25 protein-coding genes are annotated in these 24,428 nt (G+C 42.6%); 4 read left to right on the top strand and 21 right to left on the bottom strand.

The window, feature by feature from the left end:
* Positions 1-15: 15 nt before the first annotated feature.
* From fabF to ABH008_RS18395, 19 genes are all read right to left on the bottom strand, one after another.
* Positions 16-1,260: a beta-ketoacyl-ACP synthase II gene (fabF, locus tag ABH008_RS18485; RefSeq protein WP_347987085.1), complete on the bottom strand. Its 1,245-nt coding sequence runs from the start codon at positions 1,258-1,260 to the stop codon at positions 16-18.
* An 84-nt stretch (positions 1,261-1,344) separates the two neighbouring features.
* Positions 1,345-1,578, bottom strand: coding sequence for an acyl carrier protein (gene acpP / locus ABH008_RS18480; RefSeq protein WP_013820083.1), 234 nt, complete (start codon positions 1,576-1,578; stop codon positions 1,345-1,347).
* Between the two features lie 177 nt (positions 1,579-1,755).
* Positions 1,756-2,691, bottom strand: a complete 936-nt coding sequence (locus tag ABH008_RS18475) for a hypothetical protein (RefSeq protein WP_347987084.1) — start codon at positions 2,689-2,691, stop codon at positions 1,756-1,758.
* A gap of 298 nt (positions 2,692-2,989) precedes the next feature.
* The gene (gene flgL, locus ABH008_RS18470) at positions 2,990-3,946 is read right to left on the bottom strand and encodes a flagellar hook-associated protein FlgL (RefSeq protein WP_347987083.1); all 957 of its coding nucleotides are present in this window, start codon (positions 3,944-3,946) and stop codon (positions 2,990-2,992) included.
* Between the two features lie 9 nt (positions 3,947-3,955).
* Positions 3,956-5,620 carry a flagellar hook-associated protein FlgK gene (gene flgK, locus ABH008_RS18465; protein WP_347987082.1) on the bottom strand — a complete coding sequence of 555 codons (1,665 nt, stop codon included), beginning with the start codon at positions 5,618-5,620 and terminating at the stop codon, positions 3,956-3,958.
* Between the two features lie 15 nt (positions 5,621-5,635).
* A complete protein-coding gene (gene flgJ / locus ABH008_RS18460) occupies positions 5,636-6,670 on the bottom strand; it encodes a flagellar assembly peptidoglycan hydrolase FlgJ (protein WP_347987081.1) in 1,035 nt (344 codons plus the stop codon).
* Between the two features lie 35 nt (positions 6,671-6,705).
* A complete protein-coding gene (locus ABH008_RS18455) occupies positions 6,706-7,797 on the bottom strand; it encodes a flagellar basal body P-ring protein FlgI (RefSeq protein WP_347987080.1) in 1,092 nt (363 codons plus the stop codon).
* A gap of 187 nt (positions 7,798-7,984) precedes the next feature.
* Complete coding sequence (locus ABH008_RS18450; RefSeq protein WP_347987079.1) at positions 7,985-8,686, bottom strand: flagellar basal body L-ring protein FlgH; 702 nt, start codon at positions 8,684-8,686, stop codon at positions 7,985-7,987.
* A 28-nt stretch (positions 8,687-8,714) separates the two neighbouring features.
* Complete coding sequence (flgG, locus tag ABH008_RS18445; RefSeq protein ID WP_347987078.1) at positions 8,715-9,503, bottom strand: flagellar basal-body rod protein FlgG; 789 nt, start codon at positions 9,501-9,503, stop codon at positions 8,715-8,717.
* Between the two features lie 53 nt (positions 9,504-9,556).
* Entirely contained in the window at positions 9,557-10,300 is a 744-nt protein-coding gene (gene flgF / locus ABH008_RS18440) for a flagellar basal-body rod protein FlgF (RefSeq protein WP_347987077.1), read from the bottom strand.
* 32 nt (positions 10,301-10,332) lie between these two features.
* A complete protein-coding gene (locus tag ABH008_RS18435; RefSeq protein ID WP_347987076.1) occupies positions 10,333-12,207 on the bottom strand; it encodes a flagellar hook-basal body complex protein in 1,875 nt (624 codons plus the stop codon).
* Between the two features lie 15 nt (positions 12,208-12,222).
* Entirely contained in the window at positions 12,223-12,927 is a 705-nt protein-coding gene (locus tag ABH008_RS18430; protein ID WP_347987075.1) for a flagellar hook capping FlgD N-terminal domain-containing protein, read from the bottom strand.
* A 9-nt stretch (positions 12,928-12,936) separates the two neighbouring features.
* Positions 12,937-13,350, bottom strand: a complete 414-nt coding sequence (flgC, locus tag ABH008_RS18425) for a flagellar basal body rod protein FlgC (protein WP_347987074.1) — start codon at positions 13,348-13,350, stop codon at positions 12,937-12,939.
* Between the two features lie 2 nt (positions 13,351-13,352).
* Complete coding sequence (gene flgB / locus ABH008_RS18420) at positions 13,353-13,766, bottom strand: flagellar basal body rod protein FlgB (RefSeq protein WP_347987073.1); 414 nt, start codon at positions 13,764-13,766, stop codon at positions 13,353-13,355.
* A 357-nt stretch (positions 13,767-14,123) separates the two neighbouring features.
* Positions 14,124-14,672, bottom strand: a complete 549-nt coding sequence (sufT, locus tag ABH008_RS18415) for a putative Fe-S cluster assembly protein SufT (protein WP_347987072.1) — start codon at positions 14,670-14,672, stop codon at positions 14,124-14,126.
* 10 nt (positions 14,673-14,682) lie between these two features.
* A complete protein-coding gene (locus tag ABH008_RS18410; RefSeq protein WP_347987071.1) occupies positions 14,683-15,411 on the bottom strand; it encodes an SDR family NAD(P)-dependent oxidoreductase in 729 nt (242 codons plus the stop codon).
* Entirely contained in the window at positions 15,402-16,076 is a 675-nt protein-coding gene (locus tag ABH008_RS18405) for an HAD-IA family hydrolase (protein ID WP_347987070.1), read from the bottom strand. Before ABH008_RS18405 ends, ABH008_RS18410 begins: the two co-directional genes overlap by 10 nt.
* A 3-nt stretch (positions 16,077-16,079) precedes the next feature.
* Positions 16,080-16,787 carry a bifunctional 2-polyprenyl-6-hydroxyphenol methylase/3-demethylubiquinol 3-O-methyltransferase UbiG gene (gene ubiG / locus ABH008_RS18400; RefSeq protein ID WP_347987069.1) on the bottom strand — a complete coding sequence of 236 codons (708 nt, stop codon included), beginning with the start codon at positions 16,785-16,787 and terminating at the stop codon, positions 16,080-16,082.
* 186 nt (positions 16,788-16,973) lie between these two features.
* On the bottom strand, positions 16,974-18,287 hold the full coding sequence (locus tag ABH008_RS18395) for a TRZ/ATZ family hydrolase (protein WP_347987068.1): 1,314 nt from the start codon (positions 18,285-18,287) through the stop codon (positions 16,974-16,976).
* A 73-nt stretch (positions 18,288-18,360) separates the two neighbouring features.
* Here ABH008_RS18395 and mtnA point away from each other — a divergent pair, with 73 nt between their 5' ends.
* The 4 genes from mtnA to ABH008_RS18375 all read left to right on the top strand — a co-directional run bounded on the left by mtnA (position 18,361) and on the right by ABH008_RS18375 (position 21,093).
* Complete coding sequence (mtnA, locus tag ABH008_RS18390; RefSeq protein WP_347987067.1) at positions 18,361-19,395, top strand: S-methyl-5-thioribose-1-phosphate isomerase; 1,035 nt, start codon at positions 18,361-18,363, stop codon at positions 19,393-19,395.
* Entirely contained in the window at positions 19,392-20,141 is a 750-nt protein-coding gene (cysZ, locus tag ABH008_RS18385) for a sulfate transporter CysZ (protein WP_347987066.1), read from the top strand. The genes mtnA and cysZ overlap by 4 nt, the downstream gene beginning before the upstream one ends.
* Positions 20,138-20,347 (top strand): DUF1289 domain-containing protein, encoded by a 210-nt coding sequence (locus tag ABH008_RS18380; RefSeq protein ID WP_347987065.1) that lies wholly within the window; start codon positions 20,138-20,140, stop codon positions 20,345-20,347. Before cysZ ends, ABH008_RS18380 begins: the two co-directional genes overlap by 4 nt.
* Before the next feature lie 209 nt (positions 20,348-20,556).
* Positions 20,557-21,093 (top strand): response regulator, encoded by a 537-nt coding sequence (locus ABH008_RS18375; RefSeq protein WP_347987064.1) that lies wholly within the window; start codon positions 20,557-20,559, stop codon positions 21,091-21,093.
* Between the two features lie 15 nt (positions 21,094-21,108).
* Here ABH008_RS18375 and ABH008_RS18370 read toward each other — a convergent pair whose 3' ends face one another.
* Entirely contained in the window at positions 21,109-22,434 is a 1,326-nt protein-coding gene (locus ABH008_RS18370; RefSeq protein WP_347987063.1) for an HD domain-containing phosphohydrolase, read from the bottom strand.
* Positions 22,431-24,239, bottom strand: a complete 1,809-nt coding sequence (locus ABH008_RS18365; protein WP_347987062.1) for a bacteriohemerythrin — start codon at positions 24,237-24,239, stop codon at positions 22,431-22,433. Before ABH008_RS18365 ends, ABH008_RS18370 begins: the two co-directional genes overlap by 4 nt.
* Positions 24,240-24,428 lie beyond the last annotated feature (189 nt).

The following is a 24,428-nucleotide window of genomic DNA, read 5'->3' as shown; positions in this document are numbered from 1 at the left end:
TGCTGTATCAGAGGCTTATTGGTAACGCTTAAAGACCAGAGTACCGTTGGTGCCGCCGAAACCAAAAGAGTTTGAGATAGCAATGTCAATTAACATGTCTCTGGCTATATTGGGAACATAATCCAAGTCGCATTCTGGATCAGGGTTGTCCAGATTGATAGTTGGAGGGGCAATTTGATGCTTTATGGCGAGTGCGCTTAGTACGGCTTCTATGCCGCCTGCTGCTCCTAGCAGATGGCCTATCATTGATTTGGTGGAGCTGATAGCCACTTTGTAAGCGTGGTCACCCAAAGCTGTTTTCATAGCGCGGGTTTCGCAAATATCACCAGCCGGTGTAGATGTGCCGTGTGCGTTAATATAATTAACGTCACTCGCATTCAATTTAGCGTCAGCCAGTGCATTTTTCATGCAGCGCGCAGCGCCTTCGCCGCCCATGGAGGGTGAGGTGATGTGATATGCGTCACCACTCATGCCATAGCCAACCAGTTCTGCATAAATTTTGGCCCCTCTGGCTTTAGCGTGCTCCAGCTCTTCCAACACCACAACCCCTGCGCCATCACTTAGCACAAAGCCGTCACGGTCTCTGTCCCAAGGGCGGCTGGCTATTTGCGGATTATCATTGCGTCGGGAAAGAGCTTTGGCAGATGCAAAACCACCCATCGCTGTTGGCGAGCTTGTGCAGCGTTCAGCGCCACCGGCGACCATGATATCTGCATCACCATATTTAATCAGTCGTGCAGCATCGCCGATATTATGGGTGCCCGTTGAACATGCCGTCACAATAGCAAAATTTGGACCTTTTAAGCCGTATTTGATAGACAAATTACCGGAAATCATATTAATGATGTTACCGGGTACAAAAAAAGGTGAAATTTTCCGGGCGCCTCCCGCAACGTATGTCGCGTAACACTCCTCAATACCCGTAATGCCGCCAATACCCGCGCCAATGGCAACGCCAATACGTTCAGCATTTTCTTCCGTGACTACTATGCCAGAGTCTTCAATGGCTTGACATCCTGCAGCAATACCATAATGTACAAACCCATCCATACGTTTCGCATCTTTTTCAGAAATATAGGCACTGATATCGAAATTACGGATTACTCCACCAAAAGTGGTGGCAAAAGTGGAAATATCGAAAGAATCAATGGGACCAATGCCACTTTTACCATTGATAATTCCATCCCAGGTTTCAGCAACATTATTGGCTAAAGGCGTAACAGCGCCTAAGCCAGTTATTACAACTCGACGTTTACTCACAGCAGACTACCGTTAAATATAGAAGACAAACAAGAGAAGAAGGGAGTAAGCTAGCGGAGTAAGTCCGCTAGCTACTTGAACGATTTATTGCAGATTGGCGTTTATATAGTCAATAGCTAATTGAACCGTGGTGATTTTTTCAGCTTCTTCGTCTGGAATTTCGCATTCGAATTCTTCTTCCAGGGCCATGACGAGTTCTACTGTGTCTAAAGAATCCGCGCCAAGATCGTCAACGAAAGACGCATCGTTTGCGATTTCTTCTTTCACGCCTAATTGCTCTGCGACAATCTTTTTTACTCGTTCTTCGATATTACTCATATTTTTTTTCCTCGAACAATGCGATTACTTTACAACAAACAATCGCCTTATCTTTAGTGTGTTGTTTTGATTAATTGGAATCTCGTCACTGGCTTTGCCTAACGACTTAATGGATTATACTTGATGTTCAGAAAAATTCACAACATTCAACGCAGTTACAAGCCAATGAATGCCTATTTATTGCGTTTTGGTGCTTAGGTTTTTAATGATCTCCTCTAATGGTACCAGATTGAGTTTGATTCTGAATAATATCGATTTATCTTCCAGCAAGCCGTAACATTCGTAGGTTCGTAATAAAATGTTGGTATGGTTTAAAGTGTTCTTTTCCGATTCAGGTAACTGTTTGACCAGAATATGTAATTTGTCGTTATTTTTAATGCGTTTCAGATGCAGTCTGTCTACCGAAATATCATGCGAGGTATACACCATAGGATTTCGTTTGAAATCGTGATTTTCCATTTGAGCTTTTTCCAGTAATGCACCTGAAGTTAGGCTGCAAGGAAAAACTTCGGGGTAATTCTCCAAATTGGTCAGATCGTCAAAGTAATCAGATTGCTCTGCCAGAGAGCCGGATAAAAAGTTTTTGACATTGCCGTTATGCATCCATTTACGTTTTAGAAAAAATTCGCTGTCGGGAACCATGGATTTGTCACTGAGAGTCTCAAGATCAGGTAGTTTGCTTAAATCAGTGTTGGCCAAAAATAATGGCTGTTTGGTTTCTTTTTTATAACCAATCAGTATGGTTTTATCTAACGATTTAATGGTTACTCGATTGGTTAATGTCAGATCGGGTATGGTGGTAATCAGTGTTTTTTTGATGTCCAATGTCATTTCCTGACGAGGACGAAGTGCATTGACAAAAGTGATCTGGTAATTGCTATAGCGTAACTGATTTTCAGCAATTATCTTGTTTTCGTGGTGTGCTTCCCGATACAGTCGCATTTGATATTCGATCAAGGTATTAAGCTGAAACCCTAATACAATGGGGCCTTTGAAAGGATTATGCGTTACCTGTAGCCATTTGTGCTTATCATGAAATAGATTAAAGTCATCGGAAGCGTTTCTAGCAACTTCGATATGGATTTGGTCAAAGACAAATGATTGATCTTTCATGCTTTACAGTAGATGGAGAAAATTGAGTATTGTTAAGCTTATACTGAAAAAGTTATATATTTTGCAGGTGAATTCGCTGTGACGAGCGCGCGCCAGTCTTTTCTGCTAAGCATAAGCTAATTGACGTATACTAAGATTTAATGAGCCATGAATGCCCTTGTAATCTCAAGCCTAGATTGTATCGGATTATGCATAAACCCGATAGGCGGATAATTAAATAGGGTTTTGCCTGTGTCTTAAAACAGATCGAAATTATTCAATTAGCTGAAATGGGTTTTTCATTATAGACGTACGGCATTTATTGTATATATTGAAATAATGATAAACCCTGTACTTTGGTAAACGATTGTTCAGCTGCTTGAAGTGCAGTTTGTTGTAGATCCAATTGACTGATAGCACTAGCATAATCAAGATCGCCAATTGAGGAAGCAGTGGTTTGATTATCCAATATAGTCTGAGCATTAATGTTTTGTTGGCTATTAGTGGCCTGCAAACGTGCGCCCACCGAAGCCTGCACGGTTTCCATGCGGGTTAGTGCATTGGTAATATCGGTTAAAGAGGCACTGGTTGATGTGTTGTTATTCAAGTTATTGGCTAACTGCGAAACAGCCTGAAACACATTGCTAATTGAACCAGTCGTCAAAGGCCCACTGGATAAGGTACCAAACACTGCGTCACCCGGGTTGCCATTGGCTACTTGACGGTTTTCAGGGCCTATAGTGATGGAGGCTTGTGAACTGTTGCCATTATAGGTAAACCCTAACGGGTCGGTACTTTGCGCATCCGCGCTAGGTGCATTGGGGTTGGGTGTAGAGGTATAAGGTAAGGTTGTGGTATTGGTACCAGAAAAAATATAGTCACCACTGGCATCCTGAGTATTCGCTAGATTCATTAACTGTTGATTAAGTTGATCAACCTGCGTGGCAATTTCCTGCTGATTTAGGGGGGTGTTAATACCATTCAAGCTTTGCATTGCCAATGATTGTATGCTTTGTAGAACATTGACAGCACTGTTCAGGGTAGAATCTGCTAGCTGTAATTTGTCTTTTGCCGCGTTGATGTTAGTCTGGTATTGCTGAGTTATTTGAATATTTTGAGTAAAATTAATCAAGCTAACCGATGCAGCTGGGTTTTCTGAAGGGCTTAAGTATTTTTGACCTGAAGCCAGTTTTGATTGCGATTGACTCAAACTGCTTTGCAGATTTTGCATGGTATACACGGCAGTTTGGTAAGTCCACGAAGTTGAAACACGCATAAAATTCTCCTATCCAACTGCATTGAGTATGGATGTAAATAAGGTTTGTACCAAAGAGATTGATTTGGCAGAGGCTTGATAAGCATTTTGAAATTGAATCAGGTTAGCTGCTTCCTCGTTTAAATTAACCCCAGATATACTTTGTTGAGCATTGGTAGCATTTTGCAGAACGGTATTTTGGGCGCTACTGTTTATTTGTGCAGTACTGGTATTTTGCCCAACAGTGGTGACTAACTGCCCATAAGCCTGGGAAAAGGTGTTAGTGCCATTGTTCATGGTTTTTTGATTTTGTAAATCAGCCAATGTCAAGGCATTGCTATTATCACCAGGTAAGCCAGTGGCGCTGGTTGCTGCAGCAATTTGTGCTGGTGTGGTGACTGCCGGGTTTACCTGAATGGTCGCCGCCGTGTTGTAATTAGGACTGATTTGAAAGCTATCACCCGACGTTAATGAGCCGCCACTGAAGGCAATGCTAAATCCATCTGCCGCTGCCGTGCTAGCCAAACTGGTATCATCCAAACCAGTAACAGCAGTATTTGTAGTTAAATTGGTTAACATATAGCTATTGGGTGAGGTACTCGTGACTTGTAACTGATAAGATGCCGCTAGTGTTGATGCCGTTGCTGGAGCTGAAAAATTGGCACTAACCTGTAACTTAGGATCGCCATAAAGTCCTTGTACTTCGGCACTAGGTGCGCCTAATACAAACAAAGGTAACCCTTGATTGCCATTTAAATCTACACCGGCAGCCTGAACATTATTCACTGCTGTCGCAAATCCTGTTGCTATCAAACCTAATTGTTGCTGAGCGGGTTGCAGTACTTGTGAGCGAAATTGAACATTACCCGCAATTTGGCCACCTGTAATTTGATTGGAAATATCATGGCCATTAAGCATGACGTCTATTTGGTTGCTATCGGTAGGTGAGCCTTGCACCGTCAGAGTGGATGCTGAAGTATCCAGCACTAAGGGCTGACCTTGACCGATAAACACATTTATGGAACCGTTTGACTGATTAACCACCGATATATTGGCTTGTTCAGACATTTTATTCAGTAAGGCGTCTCGTTGATCCAGCAAACCATTGGGAGCTTGTCCTGTGCCATTATTGCTGGCGGATACTATTTGTACATTTAATTTCGCGACGGTTTGTGCCCAATCGTTTAATTCTTGAACAGAGGCGGTCAAGTTGCCATTTACCTGGGTGTTTATATTGGTAAAAGTGGAGTTAATGCTATTAAACTGGTCGGCTAGCGCAGCAGAATCAGATAATAAAACCTGTCTGGCTGGCGTAGAGCTAGGGCTGTTTGCAACTGTATTGGCAGCATTAAAAAAGGCAGACATCGATCCTGATAACCCAGTACTCTGATTGGCGATCATATTATCGATTTGTTTCGCCATGGTGTAATAGGTGTTTGAACTATTATATGCGGATGTCGAGGAAAGCACCTGAGTATTCAGAAACTGATTATAGCTACGCGAGATTGTTGCAACCGATACCCCATTGCCTATATAGCCGTTGGCGGATTGTTGTTCAGTTTGCGTAGCAAATTGAACTTGTTCAACGCTGTAACCGGCAGTATTGGCATTACTGATATTATTACTAGTGGTATTCAGGGCTTGTTGATAGGCTGAAAGCCCAGATAATGCGGTACTTAAAATGCCTGCAGTCATGAGTATTCCCTTTTATTATCCGGCGATTTTCGCTTGCTTGGGCGAAGCAGTCTGGGTATTGAATATATTCATCACTTTTTCGGCATATTTGGGATCAGTTGCATATCCGGCCTGTTGTAATTCATGAATATAGTGTTGAGCATTCGCTGCTTTTTTTAGTGCTTCGTTGTAGCGTGGATTAGTTTTAATGAAGTTTACATAGTCATTAAAGCTCTCTTTATAGGAATTATAAGAGCGGAATCCTGCCATTTCTTTTTTAGCGATGCCATCATTGAATTCCACCGTTAATGCCTTGGTTTGTTTGCCTTGCCAGGCTTTATCGGCCTTAATGTTAAATAAATTGAAGCTGCTCTCACCCAGGCCATTTTTAATAACAGCCTGTCCCCAACCTGTTTCCAACGCGGCTTGTGCTAGTAATAGATTGACATCCACACCTAAAGCATTTGCAGCTTGTTGCGCATGAGGTAGTAATTGATTAATAAAGTCTTGTTTGTTAGAAATGGCTTGGCTATCGTCAAGTTTTTGGGTTTGCCATTCATCATCCTGACTTTGCCAGTTATTAAACCTATTTTGGCGATTGGCGTAAACACCTGATAGGCTGCGTTCCAAGCTATTCAAGCCAGATAGGTTGATAGGATTTGTTGAAGACATATTAACCGCAGGCGATTGTGTGGATGCAATTGAGCTGCTTATGATGTTATCAGCCTGGCTTAAATAATCTTCAGCATCCCGTTTTTTATCAGCCCGACCTGTTTTGGGATTTAATTGTTTGAGAATAAATTCGGCAATACCCAGTCCAGGTTTGCCTGCCAATTGCGTCGCCAATTGTTGATCATACATATCCTGATAAAAATCACTTTGCTGGTTATCCATGATGCCATCCCCCAGTTTGGCTTGGCGCATACTTTTTAACATCATGTTTAAAAATACAGATTCAAATTGGTTGGCAACTTGTTTAATCGCCTCAGGAGATTGCTCACGCGCATCAAGCTTTAGTTTTGCCAGTCCGTCAAAATCGGTGTAAACAGGTGTACTGTCCAAACTTAACATGTCAATCTCCTAAATAACTGCAAAAGGTAAGCCGTTTAAATAACGATTAATTCTGCTTGCATAGCGCCAGCACTTTTCAACGCTTCAAGAATGGCTACTAAGTCGCTGGGTCCGGCTCCGACCGCATTTACTGCATCAACAATTTCATCCAGCGATACGCCAGCGTTAAACACAAACATACGATTTTTATCTTCTTTTACAGAAACATCTGATTGTGGAGTGACAGTGGTTGTGCCGTTGGATAAGGCATTGGGTTGGCTAACCTGAGGGTTTTCACTGATGGTGACGGTCAAACTGCCATGAGACACCGCAGCCGATTGTATTCTGACCTTGTTGTTTATTATGACCGTTCCGGTTCTTGAGTTAACAATGACTTTAGCGGGAGCGGCATCGGGGGTTACTTCAATATTTTCAATGACTGAAACGAAACTGACTCGCTGTGTGACATTAGCCGGGGAGGCGACCACCACAGAACCGCCATCTAAGGCTTTCGCCGTTTCTGAACCTAAGGTTTTATTGATGGCAGCAGCCATACTGTTAGCAGTGGTAAAATCATTGGTGTTTAAATTAAACACTAAATCGCCAGGCTGATCGAAAGAAGTGGGAACGGATTGTTCAACAGTCGCTCCACCGGGTATACGTCCTACTAAAGGATTATTTACAGTAACTTTAGAGCCGTCCAAACCTGCGGCACTTAATCCGTTTACAATTAGATTGCCTTGTGCCACCGCATAAATTTTGCCGTCTGCTCCACGTAAGGGGCTCATCAGTAAAGAGCCTCCTCGCAAGCTTTTGGCGTCACCAATCGAAGAAACAGTGACATCAATCTTTTGTCCTGGTTTGGCAAAAGGCGGTAAATCCGCACTTACACTGACAAAAGCAGAGTTTTTAGTTTTTGGGTCGGTGCCAGACGGCAAAGTTAATCCCATATGCCCCATCATGCTTACCAAGCTTTGTGGGATGAATTTTGAGGTATTGTCCCCGGTTTTAGTTAAACCAGTGACAACACCGTAACCAACCAATTGATTAGTGCGTACTCCCGCTACCGAAGCCAGATCTTTAATGCGTTCGGCACTAGCGTTTTGATAAGCTAACAGTAATATCAAGCTTATAGTAATTTTGTGCATGAGCTTTGCTTCCTGTTTATTGTATAAAACATAACATCAGCCATTTGTGAATGGGTGGCAATAGACTCTTAACCAGCAGATGCTGTGAATAAGATTAACTGATCATTATCGTTACAGTATGTCTATGAAACTGTGCCTATATCCTGTTTTTGTGGTTAAAAATTTAGATGTCAGTTGTACTTTCAGTTTAGAAAGGGAACCATGGGCTGTTAACAATGCGTGTAAACCAACCCGCTTTATTGGTATCGGCCATATTTCCGTCTCCGGTATACATGATGGTTGCATCGGCTATCAGAGTTGATGGAATGGTATTGGACACACTCACATCTATAGGGCGCACAATGCCTGATACGCGGATATATTCACTGCCATCATTCAACGTTACGCGTTTTTCACCACGTACGCGTAAATTGCCATTGGGTAAAACTTCTACGACGGTAACGCTAATGCCACCCGTTAAGCTGTTGCTTTGATCGGCTTTACCTGTACCTTGATTGGTTCTGTCTATCGTGTATTTACCTGTAACTGCCGAATTAGCACCTAATAAGGCTTGGCCGGCCAAGCCAAATAAAGAGGGTACCGAGCCAGAAGTAGTTAAGCCGCTGTTTTTGTCAGCTTTCATATCGGCTTGTTTTTTTGCCGCAGTTGCTTCGACTAAAGTTACGGTCAATATGTCACCAACGCGTCGAGACTTAATATCTTCAAATAGGCGCATATCGTATCCTGCCTGATAAATTGCGCCATTATTCTGTTGGGGGGGGCGCAAATCAGCAGGTTGTACGGGAGCAAAGTCAGGATCGCGTTTGGGTAAAGTATCGCATCCCATCAAAACTAGCATCAATAGTGTCAGTGGCAATAATTTGCCGGACTTAAGATGTTTAAATTGCATGGTTGCGTTCATGATGATTGACTGTGCATTAGAGGTTTTGGGTAGCAAACGATAGCATTTGATCGGTAGTGGAAATCGCCTTGGAATTGACTTCATAGGCGCGTTGCGTTTCGATCATGTTTACCATTTCTTCGACGATATTGACATTCGAAGTTTCCAAAGCTCCCTGCGTTAAAGCGCCGAATTGATTTTCACTAGGCGTGCCTATGGTTGGTGTACCGCTGGCTACTGTTTCGCTGTAAAGGTTGTCGCCAATAGGTTCTAAGCCCGCTGGATTGATAAACGCAGCGGTTTGAATTTGGCCTATTTGATTGGCGGCCGCTGAATTAGGCTGGGTAACACTGACAGTGCCATCTTGCCCAATAGTAATGCTCAATGCATCTTGCGGCACGGTAATGCTGGGCGATAAAGGTATGCCTGCAGAGTTGACAATTTGCCCGGTAGAATCCAACTGAAAAGTCCCGTCCCGAGTATAGTTGGTGTCACCGTTTGGCATTAATATCTGAAAAAAACCTTGGCCACTGATAGCGACGTCAAGTGAGTTTCCGGTTTGCTGAATGTTACCCTGGGTGTGGATTTTTTCCGTGGCGACAGATCTAACACCCGTTCCCAATTGCAAGCCTGTGGGTAGCTGAGTGTTCTGCGAAGTTTGTCCGCCAGACTGACGTATATTTTGATACATCAAATCTTGAAAAATGGGTCGATCCGATTTAAATCCAGTGGTATTGACGTTGGCTATATTATTAGAAATTACAGCCATTCGAGTTTGTTGGGCGTCCAAGCCTGTTTTGGCGACCCATAATGCACGCTCTGTCATGATACTCTCCTAAAGATTGACAAAATTTCGTCACATCGTAAATCAAGCATATCCTATGCCAACTTTACTAAAGCGGCCGATGCTGCTGCATTGTCATCTGCACTCTTCATGGCTTTTACTTGCAATTCATAGTGTTTTGATAATTCAAGCATTTCTACCATAGCCGACATAACATTGACATTACTGCTTTCTAATGAGCCCTGTACTAATTTGACATTGGGATCTGCTACTGTTAACCCCACTTGTTTTCTATACATTAAGCCATCCGAGCGTTTTTCCAGCATACTGGGATCAGGATTTACCAGCTTGATACGATCAAGAATGGCAGTACTATTGGCTGTTGCTCCTTGAGCGATGGTACTGATGGTACCATCGCTTCCAATAGCAATTTTTCGCGTAGGGGGTATCACTATCGGATTGCCTGAATCGTTCAGTATTGGTAAGCCATTACTGTTTTGCAGCATTCCCTCTGGAGTCAATTTTAAATCTCCTGCACGCGTATAGGCTTCGGTTCCATCTTTAGTTTTTACTGCAAGCCAGCCTTTTCCATCAATAGCGATGTCCAAATCACGTCCTGTAGTCTGAAGAGTGCCTGTAGCTAAATTTGTACCCGGACGCTCCGTCATGGTAAAGACACGTGCAGGATAGCCTGGACCAAAGGCTGGCATGGCGCGAAACTGCTCGAAATCCGCTTTAAACGCTGTAGTCTGACCATTAGCCAGATTGTTGGCGTTTGCGGTTTGTGCCAGCATGGTTTGTTTAGCACCATTCATTGCCACATATAAACTTCGATCCATAACGTACTCTCTAAATGGTCAGATACAATGAATTAAGCAATTTGCAAGATACTGGTCATAATGTTATTTTCTGTCGTAATCGTCTTGGCGTTTGCCTGATAAGCTTGTTGAGCAACTATCAGATTCACTAATTCGTTAGATAAATTAACATTTGATGTTTCAACCGACCCCGCTTCAATGGTACCTAAGCTGCCTGATCCTGCTACACCCAGAGTCGCAGGACCTGATGAAGCACTTTGTTTCCAGCTGGTGCTACCCACTTTTGATAATCCATTGGTATTCGAGAAATTTGAAATGGCAACTTGTCCTAATGGCAAAGAGCCACCGTTGCTAAAGTTAGCGGATATTACTCCGGTAATGTCTATGCTAACCCCGGTTAACTGTCCAGCAGGTAAACCATTTTGGGTTTGACCGTTAACACTGAATGCTTGTTGTACCTGTGTTGAACCAGTGTAATTCATATTGCTAATGGTAATCGGTGCTGCACCAGTAGGCGGATTAATTGTGTAGGAAGATAATGCAAAATTACCACCTGAAGGTGAGATGATTTTACCGGACGAACTAAAGGTTAAATCACCAGGAATCGGTGTCGTAGCCGTCGCTGCCGGTACTGTCGCTGTGCTGGTAGATGTGCCTATTGGTGTGGCGTTTAATGGGGTTTGTACGGTAGGCGTAGCTGGGTCGCTGATATAGTGGTATGCATCCCAATCGGTTACCGAATTTCCTGAAGAATCCAGTCGTGAACCAACATTGACAAAATAGGTGGTAACAATATGAGGTGAGCCCAGCGAGTCATAGATAGTCACAGATGTCTGTGAATTATAGGTTGAAGAATTAGCTGGGTTAAATGGGGCTTGTCCAGTAGGCACACCGTTTTGTGTTTTAGAGTTAACAGCAAAGGCAGAGCCTGTGAATTGTGTGCCAGAAAAGTTAAGATTGCTAATGGTAAGAGGCTTAGCACCAGTGCTAGGTGTTGCCGAATAGGCAGATAAAGAAAATTCACCTGTTGCTGGTGAAACAAGCGCGCCGGATGTCGGGTCGAAGGTTAAGGTGCCGGTAGTTGGCGGCGTCGATGCTGTTACTGTTGTTGGCGGTGAAGTAAAGGGGCCAGCACTCAGTTCAGTTAGCACATTAGGTGTGTTAGGGTCACTGATAAAGTTGTGAACAGTGTAGGCAATATTACCATTGGCATCGGCTCCAGTATAAACAAAATAGCTGGAAAGCGTCTGCGGATTACCTTGTGAATCATTGACAGTGGTTGTTGTCATTGAATTATAACTGGTAGCATCCGTTGGGCTAAACGTGGAATTGGCTGGTGCTGCGTCGGTGCCATTCAGAGTGAGGCCCAATTTGACTGTACTGGTAGGCACAGGTGGAGAAGGTTGTGTAGAACTGGCGTTTAAATTGACATTCAGGCTAATGGTGCTTGACGGTGTAGGCGGGCCGGTAAGGGTATTTATTTGCACGGGTTGCAGTACACCCGTACTAAAACCTGCCGCTACTGTGGTGCCATTGGGGGCATAAGCCAATACAGCGTTACCCTGATTGTTTACCAGATAACCGTCCTTATCCAGCTGAAACTCGCCGTCTCGAGAATAGGATAAATTATTGGTATTAGTCGGGCTTTGTGCCAGGGTAAAAAATCCGCCTCCACTGATGGCCATATCCAAATTGTTACTGGTACTCTGTAAGGTGCCTTGAATAAATTGTTGGGCATCATTGGCGACACTTACCCCAGAACCCGGCGTTATTTTACTGACACCGCCGACACTTGATGCATAAACATCGGCAAATTCAGAGCGAGATTTTTTAAAGCCATCGGTGTTTGAGTTGGCAATGTTGTTACCCGTTACCGAAAGATCATTATTTGCAGCATTTAGGCCGCTTAAAGCAGTAGAAAAAGTCATGAATTTTCTCCTCAATTACTGGATGGTTGAAATACTACTAAAGGGAACTGATGATCCTAATCCGACCAGATTCAGTTGCAAACCGCTGCTACCAGTGCCTACTGTCACACTATTAACTTGTGAGCGGATGTTGGTTGTCTGTGCGGTATTTTTTCCGCCTACCATAGCGGTCACTTTGACGTCATAAATGCCTGTAGGTGCAGCTGCGCCCGAGCTATCAAGGCCATCCCAGTTAAATGCCACCTGACCTGCGGCTTGTGAACCTAGATCAATTTGCTTAACGGTTGCGCCAGTGCTGTGATTGGTAATGGTTAAGGTTGAATCGGTCGCTGCACTGGATAAAGTGAAATAACCATCAACATTGCCTCCTGACGTGAGCACCGCCTGACTAACTGGGGCATATACATACTGTCCAACCAAGGATGAAGCCTGTATGGTTTGGTCAGAGGTAATTGATTTTGATAAATCCTGAAATGAAGTGAGCAAGCTGTTAATACCGGTTACGGTACTAAATTCAGCCATTTGTTGAATCATGGCGTTGCTATCCGTTGGGTTAGTCGGATCTTGAGTGGTTAATTGTTTGGTTAACAAGGCCAGAAAATCAGACTGTGATAATGTGTTGGAACTACCGCTAGTTTTGCTGGTTGAAGAGGACGAACTAGTCGATGTGGTGGTCGCCAGCCCTAATTTATTAAAGGTATCTTGCAAACTGCTAGTCATAATAAAATCCTATTGTCCTAATTTTAAAGTGTCTAAAAGCATGGTTTTGGCTGTATTCAACACATCAATATTGTTTTGGTATGAACGTGAAGCCGACATCATGTTGGCCATCTCTTCTATGCTGTTGACATTGGGTTTATAGATATAACCCGTTGCATCGGCTAGCGGGTGATTGGGCGCATATTCCATGACCGGAGGCGCTTGGCTCTCGACTACACCCAGTACATTGACGCCGTTTGCTGAGTTTTTATTCAGAGCATTCTGCATTTCAGTTGCAAAAATAGGTTGGCGTGCTTTATAAACCTGATCCAAGCTACTACTGACGCTATTGGCGTTGGAAATATTGCTGGCCACCAGATTAAGTCTCAGATTTTGGGCGTTCATGCCGCTACCGGCAATATCAAATATTTTTAAACCTGACATAACTATTGTCCTTTAATGGCTGTCAATAAATCGGAAAAATTGCCTTTTAAAAAACTTAAACTGGCTTCATATTGCACCGAATTTTCAGCATATTTGGCTTGTTCTATATGTCCTTCCACGGTATTACCATCTAAAGAGCTTTGTTGAGGATTGCGGTACATTAAAGTGGCACCCAGCATGGTTTGTTGTCCTGCCAAATGTTCATTATTAGTCAGTTTCAAGCTACTACTTTCGCTGGTTACGCTGTTATTAGGACTTAAAGCTTGTTTAAAAGCAGACTTAAAATCGAGATCACGTGCTTTATAATCAGGGGTATCCGCATTGGCTAAGTTAGCGGCCAGAATTTCTCCCCGTTTTTCTCTAAGCATCAAAGCTTGGGGGTGTACCCCCAAAGCACTATTAAAATTGATTGGCATAGTCATTACCTCCAGTCGTTGCAATATTTAAAGCAGTAACTGTGCCAAAAAAAATAGTGCATTTATTTCATGAGGATAGTGTTTCTCTAGGGCTGTCTGCGTGTCAAAAAAAACGCTTTAGAGGTAAGCGGCAAAAAATTTCCGCCCACAACCCTAGTCAAAAAACTGGCATTTTTACGCGCTAGGGATAGTGTGGTTATGGGATGTAAAACATGTCTTCTGCATGCAGATATAGATAAACTATAGCGTTTTCAGAAATGGGAGTGCGAGTTAAATTGTCGGAGCAAAACGCCAGACGGGCGGGCATTTCGCTTGATTAATGTGAGTGATGACTGGTGTTCTATTGATCGCGCATGGTTAATATAATCCTAATTGTACCTGTGCTACTTCTGACATCATTTCTCGTGACCAGGGTGGATCAAGAACTACCTCGACATTGACAGAGCGAACGCCAGGTAGCACCCGGATAGATTTTTCAACATCGCCTTGAATGACAGGACCCATGCCACAGCCTGGCGCAGTTAATGTCATTTGCACATGCACATCGTTACCTCCTTCGCTGTTGCTGGTAACGCTACATTCATAAACTAAACCTAAATCAACAATGTTGACGGGAATTTCAGGATCATAGACTGTTTTCATCACTTCCCAGCAATTTTTTTCCACGGCTTTGCTGTCGGATTCCGCTACTAGGGTTTGTAGTTCATGTACTTCTTTACCCAGAGCATCTGCATCGACACCTGCAATACGTACCATATGTCCGTAATCGGTGATTACAGTATAGTTACTGCCCAGGGATTGATGTATGGTTACTTCTTGCCCTTTGTTCAGGGTACCCTGATGCCCATCCGGAATGGTGACGATGTTGACATCACGGGATAAAAATACAACTTCTCTATCTGCCATGGTGATTTCCTTAAAAAGTAAATGTTTGTACGTCAATTATTTGACCAGTGATACCTAGGCTGGCGGAGCTAAATAAATATACGAACACTGGTTCAAGGCTATTCATTGTCGGTAACTGGGTTTTATCCTCTGCTGGATACGCTTTTTTTCGTAACGGCGAATCGATAGGGCCAGGCACTAGCGTGTTGACACGAATTTTGCCAGTAGACTCTAACTCATCAGCCAGAATTTTGGCATAACCTTCCAGAGCAATTTTGGAAACTCCATAGGCTCCAGCATAGGCTTTGCCTTGCCGAGCAGCAGAGTCCGAGATAAATACCATCGTTGCTTGCGGACTGTTTTGTAACACGGGTAATAATACTCTGCTTAATAAAAAAGGAGCATTCAAATTGACGTTTAAGGTATGCCCCCAGTCCTGCGTTTTATGTGCAGCCATTGGTGTGTAGGCACTAAATTCAACAGCAGCATGCAAAACACCCTGTAAAGCACCGTAACGTTGTTTTATGCTCTCGGCGAGATCAAAATACTGTTCTTCGTTTGCACCAGCTAGATCAAAGGGGTACAGAACAGGCTCTGGTGCGTTAGCGGCAACAATGGCATCGTAAACTTTCTCAAGTTTAGGAATGTTTTTATCCAGCAGGATGATGTGTGCACCTTGCTTGGCTAATGCCAGTGCTGCAGTACTACCCAAACCGCCGCCAGCGCCGGTAATTAGAATAACGTGATTATTTAGCGACATAGTGACGATTGTATCCATTCCTGCAATTGTTGTGGGTGTGCAATGAGTGCATCAGCTCCCCATTTTTCGGGTTCATCCGTGTTTTGCAGATAACCATAAGTTGCTACCAAGGTTTTCATGTTCGCATTTTTCCCGGCGATTATGTCATGAGCCGCATCACCGATATAGACACAATTTTCGGGATTAACATCTGCCAAACGACAGGCTGCAAATAGGGGTTCTGCATGCGGTTTACTATAGGCAGTGCTATCACCGCTAATAATGCAAGCAGCGCGTTCATGCAGTTGCAAAGCGGTCATCAATGGCAGGGTAAAACGCTGGCGCTTATTGGTGACTACACCCCATTTGAGTCCAAGCTCTTCAATGTTTGCCAAAGTATCCGTTATACCGGCATAAAATTCACTATGGGTGGCAATATTCTCTTGATAACAATCCAGCATAAACTCAAGTATACGATTTTGAATATCAGGTGCAGCATTGTCGGTAGCCAGTTTAATCATCGGCAATGCACCATAGGAAATAAGTGGTTTAAGCATTGCTTGATCTTTTTCGGCATATCCATGTGCTAACAGTGCTTTATTCAAGCATGCAATTAAATCGGGTGCAGTATCGACTAGCGTTCCATCCAGATCAAATAGTACGCATTTTAGTTGAAACGCAGTCATAGCTTAATCAGGTTTGCTAAATGCAGCGATATAATTAACATTAATATCTTTTCCTAAACTAAAGCGTTTGCTAAATGGCTGGTACTCAATACCAATTAAAGCCTTAAGGTCTAGTCCGGCATTACGTGCCATTTGACTTAATTCCGCGGGTTTAATAAACGTTTTGTAGTCATGTGTTCCTTTGGGTACCATTTTTAAAACATGTTCAGCAGCGACTATCGCCAGTAGATAAGCTTTTGGTACCCGGTTTAGTGTCGAAAAAAATACCATGCCGCCTGGTTTTACGAGGTGGGAACATGCCTGGATAATGGCCTCCGGATCGGGTACATGCTCCAGCATTTCCATGCAAGTTACATGATCGAAGCTAGCAGGCTGTTGTTCCGCTAAAGCTTCTGCGCTGATGGTCTGATAGGTGGCAGAAAAACCAGATTCCAGACCATGCAAATCTGCAATTTCAATCAACTCCTCACTGAGATCAATTCCAAAAGCTTCAGCACCCGCTTGAACTAAACCTTCAGTGAGTATGCCGCCGCCACAGCCAACATCGACTACGCGATTGCCCGCTAAGTTGGCGTGTTGCTGAATAAACGCTAGACGTAAAGGATTGACATCATGCAATGTTTTTAGCTCGCCATTCGGGTCCCACCAGCGTTCTGCATGGGAACCGAATTTATGAATTTCGTGCGGATTAACGTTGTTTTTAGCTGTCATAATAGCTGGCTCTAGTAAGATGTATAGTTTACTATATTAGTAGGTTATTGGTCATGGGATTTGGTCAAAAACTTTTCCCATAAGCAATGATATAAAGTGGTTTTATCAAGTTAAGCGGCAAAGATATTGGTTTTATTTATGTCTATCTAGCCTGGTATTTCTGCATTGCTAATAAAACCTTCACGCTTATTTTTCAGTTAAGCGTTGTTGCCACACAGCAATACGTTGTCTTAAGTCAGCTATATCAATACGAGTTAACTGATGTTGATTTAGCAAGTGTTCACCCGCTACCCATACATCACTTACCTGATTTCGGCTAGTTGCATAAACAATTTGCGAAACTGGATTGAATAAAGGTTGAGTTTCCAGCTCACTTAGATCAATGGCTACCACATCAGCGGCTTTGCCTATAGAGAGTGAGCCAATTTCGGTTTCAAGCCCCAAAGCCTTGGCACCGTTAATGGTCGCCATTTTTAAGGCATCAATGGCAGGTACCGCACCAGCATTGCCCGAAAAGCCTTTTGCCAATAGAGCGGCTGTGCGCATTTCCCCCAACATATCCAAATCGTTGTTACTGGCTGCACCATCAGTTCCCAGTGCTACATTTATTCCAGCTTCCAGGCATTTTGCAACAGGGCAAAAACCGCTAGCCAGTTTTAGATTCGATTCAGGACAATGTACAATATGTGCGCCTGTGTTTGCGAACAGGTTAATGTCCTCATCTGCTAGTTGCGTCATATGTACTGCCATAAATGAGGGGCTTAGTAAGCCTAAATCATGCAGGCGTTGCAAGGGAGTTTGTTGAGTTGTTTGTTGTTGGTTACTGACTTCGTATGCCGTTTCATGCACATGCATGTGGATGCTTAATTCCATTTCATCTGCGAAAGTGCGGATTTTTTTTAGTGGAGCATCGGAAACTGTATAGGGTGCGTGCGGAGCAAAGGAATGAGTAATCAGGCGTTCATGGCGTAATTGATCACGTAATGCTAGGCCTTTATTAAGATAGGCATCAGCATTTTCTGCCCATACTGTAGGAAAATCGAATACAATCAAGCCGATATTGGCGCGTATACCGTGCTGTATGGCTTGTTGAGCAGTGATCTCAGGAAAGAAATACATGTCATTAAAACAGGTGGTTCCGCTACGTAACATTTCTGCAATCGCCAGGTCAGTGCCGTCCCTAACGAAGGCGGCACTCACCCATTTTTGTTCAGCAGGCCATATGTGATTTTGTAACCAGTCCATCAGAGGCAGATCATCCGCCAGACCACGTAATAAGCACATGGCTGCGTGAGTATGGCAATTGATCAACCCCGGAATGAGCGCATGTTCCGGGCGTTTTTCCAGAGTTCTTGCCTGATATTGATTTAAGGCCGCTTGATTTTCAAGTAAATCAATAATTCGGCCATCATTAATCACTAAACTATAGTTTTCGTGGATTACGAATTCTGGTTCAACGGGTATAATCCAGCGTGCTTGAATAATCAGATCGACCTGCATAATGCTCACCGACAAAAATGCTGATTATACCTTTTGACTACTTTTTTTACTGAATATTGAGGTTTTTTATCTGATGAGTCACCCCAAGCAATTATCCGTGCAAGCATTGCAATGGACTGGAAATAGCCTGAAAGTACTGGATCAGCGCCAATTGCCGCAAAAAATTCATTACCATGAATATGATGATGCGGTTGGAATTGCTGAGGCTATTGGCAGCATGCAAGTACGCGGAGCCCCTGCGATTGGTATAGCTGCTGCATATGGTGTGGTGCTTTCCGCGCTACAGCATTACCCTGGTCTTGATTGGCAAACTAGAGTCAATACTGATATGCAGGTACTTGCCGCTTCTCGGCCAACGGCTGTTAATCTGTTTTGGGCGTTGGAGCAAATGCGTCAACAGCTAGCTACATTATGCTCTAATCCCGTTGCGGCCTTGAATACTTTAGCCATACAAATTCATCAGGATGATATTGCCGCTAATCATGCTATGGGAGAGCGCGGTGCAGATGTTTTGGGTGATGCCAAGGCGGTTTTAACGCATTGTAATGCTGGAGCCTTAGCTACTGGCGGTTATGGGACTGCTCTAGGGGTTATTCGCAGTGCTTATCAGCGCGGAAATTTGCAAAAGGTGTATGCCGATGAAACTCGGCCCTGGTTGCAAGGTGCAAGACTGACGGTTTGGGAACTGGCTCAAGACGGTATCCCTGCCACTTTGATTGCCGATTCAGCAGCTGCATGGCTAATGAAGTCCGGTAAAATCGACTGGATAATCGTCGGGGCAGATCGCATTGCGGCCAATGGTGATGTTGCCAATAAAATTGGCACCTACTCTCTGGCGGTTTTAGCTAAGTACCATGGTGTAAAAGTCATGGTAGCGGCACCTAGTTCCACTTTCGATTTTAGTATGGAAACGGGTGAACACATTGAAATTGAACAACGTCATGCCAAAGAACTATTGGCGGACTGTTATCTGGGCGCTGACTCCTTGATTGATGCCTGGAATCCGGTTTTTGATGTTACTCCAGCAAATTTGATTTCTGCCATTGTTACAGAGCGTGGTGTCGTACTTAATCCTGGAGAACACGGCGTCAGGAGTTTAGCGCAATGATCAAACTGCAATCAGGAAATAATCCATTGTTTGCCTTGCAATGCTTATTAGCAGGTATAAAAATGCTCGGTCATCAGGAATTAAGAAAATACCTGTTGATACCTTTAGTTATAAATTTGGTACTGTATAGCCTAGCCTTTGTTTTAAGTTATTATTCAGTTTCTGGCTTGATTCAACACATGATTCCCGATTGGTTATCCTGGTTGCATTGGATCTTATGGCCGTTATTTTTTATCAGCTTTATAGTGATCAGTTTTTTTACCTTTACCTTGCTGGCGAATTTGATTGCTGCTCCTTACTACAGTCAATTATCGGCTAAAACGCTGCAAATTATCAGTGGACAACGTATTGATCCTATAGAAGCGGCCTGGGATAAAGTGTTTTTTGCGGAATTAAAACGTGTAGGTTATTTGTTGCTAAGAGTGTTGCCCTTGTTGCTATTGTTTTTGATACCCGTGGTGAATATGATAGCGCCGCTGTTGTGGGCGATATTTGCAGCCTGGGGAATTGCCATGGAATTTATGGCTTATCCACTGGAAAATAACGGTTTGCTGTTTGCTGAACAAAAACAATTCCTGCAACAAGCACGCTGGGGAGTGTTAAGTTTTGGTGGCGTAACCGGGCTGGGCTTAAGTTTGCCGGTCATTAATTTGTTGATAGGTCAAGCGGCCGTCATTGGCGCTACACTGTATGTCTACAAATTAAGCACAAATTCCAACACATTATCAGCTGAGGATACACCATGAAATATCAACCCTGTATTGATCAATGCAGTTCTGAAGGTACGCACTGTTTGGGTTGTGGGCGATCACATTCGGAAATTGCAGAAACCAAGCAATTGGTCAAAGGTATAGTGGAGTTTATACAAAAACAGGATTATGAAAATCCAGAAGACTTTGTTGCGAAAATCAGCAAAAGTGTTTTGAAGAAAATTAGCTTGATGGATAAATGAGCCCGTTTTCGATGGGATGTTTGGGTAAGTTTAGAATGTTTAATATAACTACATTTAGTCTAGAGTTTTCCACACTTCTTGGCTTTGTAAAGTAGGTAACGGTTGTAATAAATAACTGTTTTTTTATAAATTCTTGCTTAACAAGGATTAGACGGTTAATATTTTTTAAAAAAATGTTGTGGTTACCCCCTAAAAAGCGACAGAAATGAATGAATAAACAAAATATTAACATTCTAATTGTTGATGATGAACCCAATGTGTTGAAATCATTGTCACGTTTGCTTAGACAATATAGTTTGTCCGTTGCAAATAATAGTGAAGAAGCTCTGTCTTTAGCTAAACTGCATTCTTTTGATCTTGTGATCTCTGATTATCGAATGCCAGGTATCAATGGCGTCGATTTTTTAATTTTGTTTAAACTCATTCAACCTGATGCTGTTCGTGTGGTTTTAACTGGTCATGCAGATATGGAGGGTGTTCAACATGCCATTAATGAAGCTCAAGTGTTTCGATTTATCAATAAACCCTGGAATAATGATGAACTGCTTGCTATTGTGGAAAAAGGATTAGAGCAGAAGCGTATCCTATTGGAAAATCGGGAAATTGTTGATAAAGTTCGCTCTCAACAAGGCTTGGTAGACGAAAAAACGGCCATTCTCCATGCTCTTGAGACCGAAGAGCCAGGTATTACCAAGGTAAATTGGGGAGAAGATGGGTCAATAATTTTAAATGCAGACGATCTTTAATCGGGTATATCCAGATTATTTTTTATGTTCCAGGCTACCCAGACGAATGCGGAACGTTAAGCTTTTACCATGCTGCCTGAGGTTAAGAATATCGTCAATCAGTTTTTCCGTCAAAATAGTATCTTTAATATACAACAAATCGTTAGAGAGAATTTCGGCAACTTCCATACCGGGTTGCAGTTGAGTCCAGGATATTTCAACGATCGGACGATCACTGTTGGCTTCAGCTTCTGCTTCAGTTAACAACGCTAAAAAAACGTCGACGACATTAGGATCATAGTAAAGGTTTTTTTTGGATGACAAGTGCATCTTTACCTGATTCGTTGTCATCGGTTTGCCAGTGATAGAACCATCAAGATAGGTGATGTAGTCGCGTACTACAGATAAAATGCGCGCACCTAAAGGAATTTCTTGTCCAACAAATCCGTGTGGATGTCCTGAGCCGTTAAAATACTCATACTGATAGCTAATCAATTCCGCAGCGTTATGTAGTAATTCAATACTGTTAAGCAAGTTTTGACCTTCCTTAGCATGATTGAAAAATTGATTCTTTTCTAGGCTAGTCATCGAAAATTGTGCTTTTGTCAGTAGACTATCGGGCAAACTTATTTTGCCAATTTGCAGTAACAAACCAGCAAAAACTAGATCTTTAATCTGTTTGCTATCCATATTTATGCGCATAGCAATATCTTTAGCTTTTTCAGCAATATATTTGGCATGACCGCTTTTGATGCCTGGACGCATTTCGATGATTTTGGCGAAAACTTTAACCGAGTCAATATATTGTCTTTGCAATGCTTCGTTAGCGTGTTCAATGGAAACTAACGATTTACGGAGTTGATCCGTACGTTTTTCTACTTTTAATTCCAGGTTAATATTGATTTCATTCAACTGCTGGTTTTGTTGATTAATTATTTCGAACAATTGCTTACGTTCTTCACGCATGCGTTTTTGTTCTAGTGCATTGTTAACTAACGATTTTAGTTCGGTATCTTCCCAGGGTTTAGTGCAGTATTGATAAATGCGTCCTTGATTTACCGCAGCGATAGTGGATGAAATGTCGGCATAACCTGTTAGTAAAATGCGTAGAGTGTCCGGCCATGATTCTGCTGCAAGGGTTAAAAACTCAGCGCCGTCCATTTGCGGCATACGCATATCGGAAATAATCAAGTCTATATCATGAGCTTTCAAGACTTCTAAACCAGCCATGCCACTTTCAGCTAGGTGGATTTCATATTCTGGGCTGCGAAATAGTCTATGTAAAGATTTGAGAACATTAGGTTCATCGTCTACAAATAGCAGCTTAGCGACTTTATTGGGTGAAATGTTTATGTCATTCATAATGGTATAAGGGATGGCGGTACAGGAGTTTCATCGTGGATAGGTAAATAAATACGGAAGGTAGTACCTTTATTTAACACGCTATCAACCTCAATTAAACCTTGATGAGACTGAATTATTTTGTACGAAACCGATAATCCTAAACCTGTACCCTTGCCAACCGGTTTAGTGGTGAAAAACGGGTCAAAAATATGTGATTTGGTTTCTTCACTCATACCGATGCCGGTATCAGAAATTTCGATATAGACTTGATTATTGTCCGTATAACTGGTGCTGATAGTAATTTTTCCTGTGGTTTCTATCGCTTGAGCGGCATTAATCAGCAGATTCATAAATACCTGGTTGAGTTGGTCGCCCACACAGGCAAAAGGTTTGATTCCGCCGTATTGTTTGATAACTTCTGCTTTATATTTGACTTCGTTGTTTACAATATTCAGAGTGGCATCTATACCGGCTTCAAGGTCGAATAAGGCGAGTTGCTGGGAGTCCATTCTGGAAAAATCTCTTAAATCCTGCACTATTTTTTTTGCACGTTGTGCACCCTCCAACGATTCGTTAACCAAATCAACAGCATCAGACTTAATAAATTCCAAGTCGACTGTTTGTTTGAGCTGAGTAAAGGCTAAGCGGGTTGCGGAGTCAATGCTTTGCATGTTTGCCAAATGTTCAGCCATTTCCGCAATCTGTGTCAGATCTTGAATATAACGCTTTAAACTATTCAGATTGGAATAAATATACCCTAGCGGATTGTTAATTTCATGCGCAACCCCAGCTGCTAATTGGCCAATAGAAGCCATTTTTTCTGATTGTACTAAATTTGCCTGAGCTTCAATAAGTTGCCGATTCAATAGAGTTTGTTGGTTTTTCTCGATTTCCAGCGTATGGTAAGCCGTTGATAAATCCTGTGTACGTTCATTAACACGTAGTTCTAACTGTTGATTAATTTCAAGCAGCGTTTGCTCTGCCAGCTTCTGAGTAGTAATGTCCATGCCACACCCCATTAGTCCCGCAAAAGAACCATTTTGACGTATACGCGGCACCGCTGTTTCTAAAATCCAAACGATGTCTTGGTTGGGGTTACAGAGACGATATTGAATTTTGAATTTACTGAGTGTTTGTGCTGCTTTTTTATAGGTTTGTGCCACAGTTTCCCGGTCATCGATATGGATACTTTGCAACCATGTATGCCACTCAATATGTCCTGCTTCTATACCATAGGTTTTATACCAAAATCGATTGCAGAATATGGGGACATTTTTGGCGTTTGTTATCCAAATTAAAACGGGCAAATGATCGGCGAGTTCTTTGAATCGGTCTTCGCTTTCACGTAAGGCAGAATATAAATTACTATGTAGAATGTCGTATTGTTGATGATGGTCGAATTTGATTTGTGCCGCATCAATTCCCTGGTTCAGGCTAATGGCCATCAGTTTATCGGTTTTGAGGGTGTGATGACAGAGCCAATCGACCAGGAAATCAAGCAAATCTTTAGAAATAACACGAATGTTGAGTTTGGCTTCTGCTTGAACAGCTTGCATTTTATCGGCAAACTCCTGATGTTGTTCTCGGTGTTTGGCAAGCATATCCGGGTTGTAATTCGCCTTAAGCATCAGTTCGTCTTCATGCTGGAAATGATAGATGGTGTAGTCAACTAATTCATTAACTGTATCGATAATCGTTTGTTGGTCTGCACCTAAAGCCACCACTTCATCCAGCTGGTTAATCAAAGTCACCAATTGTTTGTGTTGTTCATCGACACTCGTGATGCCGACCATAAGCTGGTCATTCCAATTTAAAATGCTCATGTTGTTGTTCCATTTTAATGATTATGTTGCTCATGGTTTAGCCTACCACTACTAAAGTGAGTGAATAGTCGAACGATCTTTATTTTTGCCTAAACAAAATAAAAGCATAGTCTATTGCAATTAAAATTTCTGTAGCGTTTACATTGTTTTGCAAATTCTGTGATTAAACTTAGAAATCGTCTAAACTGA

This window comes from Methylomonas sp. AM2-LC (assembly GCF_039904985.1).
Classification (GTDB): domain Bacteria; phylum Pseudomonadota; class Gammaproteobacteria; order Methylococcales; family Methylomonadaceae; genus Methylomonas.
This window is presented reverse-complemented; position numbering and strand designations above follow the sequence as displayed.